General features: G+C 72.9%; 6 protein-coding genes. 1 reads left to right on the top strand and 5 read right to left on the bottom strand.

The genetic code is table 11. The features are described from left to right. Positions 1–103: 103 nt before the first annotated feature. From GTW43_RS07480 to GTW43_RS07465, 4 genes are all read right to left on the bottom strand, one after another. Positions 104–796 carry a response regulator transcription factor gene (locus GTW43_RS07480; RefSeq protein ID WP_343245931.1) on the bottom strand — a complete coding sequence of 231 codons (693 nt, stop codon included), beginning with the start codon at positions 794–796 and terminating at the stop codon, positions 104–106. Between the two features lie 83 nt (positions 797–879). Further along, positions 880–2,028: a histidine kinase gene (locus tag GTW43_RS07475; RefSeq protein ID WP_202501169.1), complete on the bottom strand. Its 1,149-nt coding sequence runs from the start codon at positions 2,026–2,028 to the stop codon at positions 880–882. A 96-nt stretch (positions 2,029–2,124) separates the two neighbouring features. Then, positions 2,125–2,898 carry an ABC transporter permease gene (locus GTW43_RS07470; protein ID WP_161300837.1) on the bottom strand — a complete coding sequence of 258 codons (774 nt, stop codon included), beginning with the start codon at positions 2,896–2,898 and terminating at the stop codon, positions 2,125–2,127. Further along, positions 2,895–3,827: an ATP-binding cassette domain-containing protein gene (locus tag GTW43_RS07465; RefSeq protein ID WP_161300836.1), complete on the bottom strand. Its 933-nt coding sequence runs from the start codon at positions 3,825–3,827 to the stop codon at positions 2,895–2,897. The genes GTW43_RS07470 and GTW43_RS07465 overlap by 4 nt, the downstream gene beginning before the upstream one ends. Before the next feature lie 105 nt (positions 3,828–3,932). Here GTW43_RS07465 and GTW43_RS07460 point away from each other — a divergent pair, with 105 nt between their 5' ends. After that, positions 3,933–4,493: a GNAT family N-acetyltransferase gene (locus tag GTW43_RS07460; protein ID WP_161300835.1), complete on the top strand. Its 561-nt coding sequence runs from the start codon at positions 3,933–3,935 to the stop codon at positions 4,491–4,493. Here the strand turns inward: GTW43_RS07460 and GTW43_RS07455 are convergent. After that, positions 4,487–5,073 (bottom strand): NAD(P)H-dependent oxidoreductase (locus tag GTW43_RS07455; RefSeq protein WP_237536458.1); only part of this gene is annotated, 587 nt, incomplete at its 5' end. The two genes, GTW43_RS07460 and GTW43_RS07455, sit on opposite strands and share 7 nt — an antisense overlap.

Here is a 5,073-nt window from a genome sequence, read left to right as displayed (position 1 = left end):
TGGTACTGCAGGGGGGACCCTGTGGGAGAGTAGGACGCCGCCGAACTATTTTTGATAGATGGGAAAGCCCGGACCGGGTATACGGTCCGGGCTTTTCTGCGTTTCAGGCCTCCGGGGACACCAGTTTCGCGTCGTACGCGACGATCACGGCCTGCACGCGATCCCTGGCACCTGTCTTCGCCAGGATGCGGGAGACATGCGTCTTCACCGTCGATTCGGCGAGGTGGAGGCGCTGGGCGATCTCCGTGTTCGTCCAGCCCTGGCCGATGACGGTGAGGATCTCGCGTTCGCGGTCGGTGAGGCCGGCGATGCGCGGGTCGGGGGAGTCCGGAACACCGGGTCGCGTGGGCAGATGATGCGCGTACGCGTCGAGGAGCCGGCGGGTCAGGCTCGGGGCGACGACCGCGTCGCCCGCGGCCACCGCACGGATCCCGGCGAGGAGTTCCTCGGGGAGTGCGTCCTTGACCAGGAATCCGGAGGCGCCGGCGCGCAGACCCGCGTAGGCGTACTCGTCCATGTCGAACGTGGTGAGGATCAGGACGCGCGGGGCGTGGTGTCCGGCGATGATCCGGCGGGTGGCCTCGATGCCGTCCATGCCCGGCATGCGGATGTCCATCAGGACGACGTCGGGGCGGAGTTCGGCGGTCTTGCGGACGGCGTCCGTGCCGGTGTCGGCCTCGCCGGCGACACGGAGGTCGTCCTGGCTCTCCAGGAGCATGCGGAAGCCGAAGCGCTGCATGGGCTGGTCGTCGACGATGAGGACCGAGGTGGTGGGCGGGGCGGTCGCCGGGGTCACGTGGCGGTTTCCTTCTGTACGGGGATCCGGGCCTGGACCCGCCAGCCGCCTTCGGGCTGCGGACCCGCGTCAAGTGTGCCGTCCTACAGGGCAGTTCGCTCGCGCATTCCGGTGAGGCCCCGGCCGTCGCCCTTCCTCGCGGGCGGGGTGCCGCCGCGGCCGGTGTCGGTGACGGTGAGGGTGGTGGTGTCCGGGGTGTGCGTGAGGGTGACGGCGGCGGTGGCGTGCGGGCCGCCGTGCTTGAGGGTGTTGGTGAGGGCCTCCTGGGCGATGCGGTACAGGGCGAGTTGGGTTGCGGGGGACAGCGGGGTGACCGGGCTGCCCTCGTGGGTGAGGCGGACGGGGAGGCCCGCGGCGCGGACACCGTCGGTGAGTTCGGTGAGGTCGGCGAGGGCGGGCTGAGGGGCCAACTCGGGGGCGGCGCCGGAGGGCAGGTCCTCGCGCAGCACGTCGAGCAGGCGGCGCAGGTCGGTGAGGGCCTGACGGCTGGTGCCGGCGATCGCCGTGAGGGCCTGCCCGGCGCGTTCGGGATGGCGGGCGGCCGCGTAGGAGCCGCCGTCGGCGAGGCCGGTGATGACGGAGAGGTTGTGGCCGATGATGTCGTGCATCTCGCGGGCGATGCGGGCGCGTTCGGCGGCGGCGGCGAGCCGGGTCTGCTGGTCGCGTTCGGTCTCGAGCCGGCGGGCGCGTTCGACGAGGGAGGCCGTGTAGTCCTGGCGGCTGCGGACGGCGATGCCGAGGGCGGTGACCAGGGCGAGCGACCACAGTTGGGGAACGACCTGGGCGTCCCAGCTGCCGCGCGGGTAGCGGACGACGGTGATGAGGACCGGGACCATCGTGAGGGCGGCGGCGAGGACCAGGGTGCGGATGCGGGCGCGCAGCGCGAGGTTGAAGACGACGAACAGCTGGAGCAGGGCGGCCTGGAGGACGGCGCCGGTGGCGCTGTTGACCGTGCCCGCGGCCACCATGACGGTGAGCGCGGCCAGGGGGTGACTGCGGCGCCACAGGAGCGGCAGGGACAGGGCGATGCTGAGGGTGAGGACGAGCGGGCCGGGGACCTGGGTGTTGTGGGCGATGTTCTTCCAGCCGTCGCCCGCGTAGTCGATCAGGGCGGCGATGACGCAGAACCCGGTCAGGAGCAGGTCCCAGACCAGGGGGTGGCGCCGGTCGTGGGCGCGCACGCGCTGGGTGGCTCGGTGCAGGAACTGGGAGGTGCGGGGGTGCGGCGTCATCACGATCGGCTTCCTCGGCTCGGCCCGGTATCGGCTTCCTCGGCGCGGTGGGCGGTCCGGTCTGACCGGTCTGAACCGACCCTAGCGGGGCCTCGGCTACACGTCCCGGCGCTTGAGGAGGAGTGCGGCGGCGGCCAGGGCGGCGGCTGCCCACAGGACGAGCGTGAGCAGGGCGGTGGCCGGGCTGTTGTGCGCGGTCAGGCTGTCGATCGAGCCCAGCGCTTCGGCGGACTTGGCCGGGAAGTACCGTACGGCGCTCGCCACGGCGTCGTTGCTGATCATGCCGAGCACCTCGGGGAGGATGAGGACGAGGCCGATGAACGCGCCGATCGCGGCCGGGACCGAGCGGCACAGGGCGCCCAGCGCGAGGGCGAGCAGGCTGAGCAGGGTGATGCCCGCGGCGTTTCCGGCGAGGGCGCCGAGCACGCCCGGGTCGGTGAGGGCGAGGGCCTTGTCGGTGTCGCCGAGCCAGATCTGGGCGACGAGGAACGTGGTGGTGTTCACGGCGAAGGAGACGGTGAAGGCGGTCGCCGTGAAGACGCCTGCCTTGGCCCACAGGACGGGCAGGCGCCGGGGCACGGCCGCCATGGTGGCGCGGACGAGGCCGGTCGCGTACTCGCCCGCGGTGACGAGGATGCCCAGGACGACGAGGCAGAGCTGGGAGAGCTGGGTGCCGAAGAGGGTGAAGACGATGGTGTCGATGTTCGCGTCGTCGCCGTCGTAGGTGGAGCCCATGACGATGCCGACGGCGAGGACGAGGACGGCGGCGAGGCCGAGGGTGAGCCAGGTGGAGCGCAGGGTGCGCAGTTTGTGCCACTCGGAGGTGACGATGCGGCGTGGGGTGAGGGCGTAGGGCGGGGCGGTGTTCATGCGGCGACTCCGGTGCGGGTGACGGGGGCGGTCGCCTGGTACTCGACGGTCTCCTGGGTGAGGTCCATGAAGGCCTGCTCGAGGGAGGCGGTGCGCGGGGTGAGTTCGTGCAGGGGGAGGGCGTGGGCGGCGGCGATCCGGCCGATGTCCTGTGCGGTGAGGCCGCGCACGTGGAGGGTGTCGGGGGCGTCGGCGGCGAGGTCGCAGGAGGCGGGCAGCAGGCCGCGCAGCCGGTCGGCCTCGGGGGTGACGACGTGGACGTAGGCGGCGCCCGAGGTGCGGACGAGGTCGGCGACGGTGGTGTCGGCGAGGAGCCGGCCGCGGCCGATGACGACGAGCCGGTCGGCGGTCTGGGCGGTCTCGGACATGAGGTGGGAGGAGATGAGGACCGTGCGGCCTTCGCGGGCGAGGGACTTGAGGAGGGTGCGGATCCACAGGACGCCCTCGGGGTCGAGGCCGTTGACGGGCTCGTCGAGGATGACGGTGGCCGGGTCGCCGATGAGGGCGGCGGCGATGCCGAGCCGCTGGCCCATGCCGAGGGAGAAGCCCTTGACGCGGCGTCCGGCGATGTCGGTGAGGCCGGTGAGCGCGAGGACGTGCTCGACACGGGAGCGCGGGATGCCGTGGGTGTGGGCGAGGGCCATGAGGTGGTGGAAGGCAGTGCGTCCGGGGTGGACGGCCTTGGCCTCCAGAAGGGCCCCGGCTTCGGTGAGCGGGGCGGGGTGTGCGGCGTAGGAGCGGCCGCCGAGGGTGGCGCGGCCCGCGGTCGGGGTGTCGAGGCCGAGCAGCATGCGCATCGTCGTGGACTTGCCCGCGCCGTTCGGGCCGAGGAAGCCGGTGATGGTGCCGGGTTCGACGGTGAAGGTGAGGTCGTCGACGACGGTCCTGTCGCCGTACCGTTTGGTGAGGCCCTGAGCTCTGATCGTCATGAGGGACACGGTGCCGTCCGGGGGCGGGGCGGCGCGTCGGTCCGGGGCACCGAGCTGCGGAAATGCCGTAGTACCCGGGTACTACGGGCCCGTAGGGTGCCGCTCATGGACTACGAGATCAGGCCCGTGCGGGGCGAGGAGTGGCGGGCGGTGCGGGAGCTGCGGCTGGCCGCGCTGAAGGACGGGGCTGCCCCGATCGCGTTCCTGGAGACGTACGAGCAGGCGCTGGAGCGGCCGGACGGGTTCTGGCAGGACCGGGCGCGGGGGGCCTCGCACGGGACGTCGGCGCGGCAGTTCGTGGCGGTCGCGGCGGACGGCCGGTGGGTGGGCACGGTGGTGGCGCTCGTGGAGGAGGCCGGGACCGAGGACTTCTTCGGGCGGCCGGTGCGGGAGCGGCAGGTGCAGCTCGTCGGCGTGTACGTGCGGCCGCAGGCGCGCGGTATCGGGGTGACCGAGAAGCTGTTCGAGGCGGCTGTCGCGTGGGCGCGGGGCCTCGAGGGGCTGCGGCGGGTGCGGTTGCACGTCCACGAGGACAATGCGCGGGCCGAGGGCTTCTACCGCAAGTTCGGGTTCGTCCTGACCGGAGAGGCCGTCCCGAATCCGGGCGACCCCTCCAAGTCGGACCGCGAGATGGTGCTCGCCGAGCCCGGGGACGTGCCTCAGTAGGGGCGCGCGGCGCGGGCGGTGCGCAGTGCGTGGGCCCACCAGTCGAGCTGGTCGAGCATCAGCTTGGCGGCGCCGGCCGCGCCCTCGGGGTCGTGGGCGGGGCCGGAGGGGGCGAAGTGGTCGGCGGTGACGCGGTGGAAGCTGACGCCGTCGCGGACGGTGGTGCAGTGCAGTTCGGCGAAGACGAGGCGCAGCTGCTCGACGGCGCGCAGACCGCCGGCGACGCCGCCGTAGGAGACGAAGCCGACGGGCTTGGCCTGCCATTCGGTGTGGTGCAGGTCGATGAAGTGCTTGAGGTGGGCGGGGAAGCTGTGGTTGTACTCGGGGGTGACGACGACGTAGGCGTCGGCGTCGGCCACGCGGGCGGCGAGCTCGGCCTGCTCCGGGGTACGGGTGTGGCCCCAGCCGGGATGCCGGTCGGGCAGGTCGAGGTCGGCCAGGTCGATGACGTCGAAGCGGGTGGTGGGGGCGTGGGCCTCGGCCTGGGCGGTGAACCAGCTGCCGACGGTGGGGCTCAGGCGTCCGTCGCGGGTCGAGCCGACGATGACGGCGACGCGGAGCGGGGCGGGAGTGGCGGGGG

This window comes from Streptomyces sp. SID5785, assembly GCF_009870065.1.
Taxonomy (GTDB): domain Bacteria; phylum Actinomycetota; class Actinomycetes; order Streptomycetales; family Streptomycetaceae; genus Streptomyces.
Note: the sequence above shows the minus strand (reverse complement) of the source record. Positions and strands in the feature narration are given on the sequence as shown.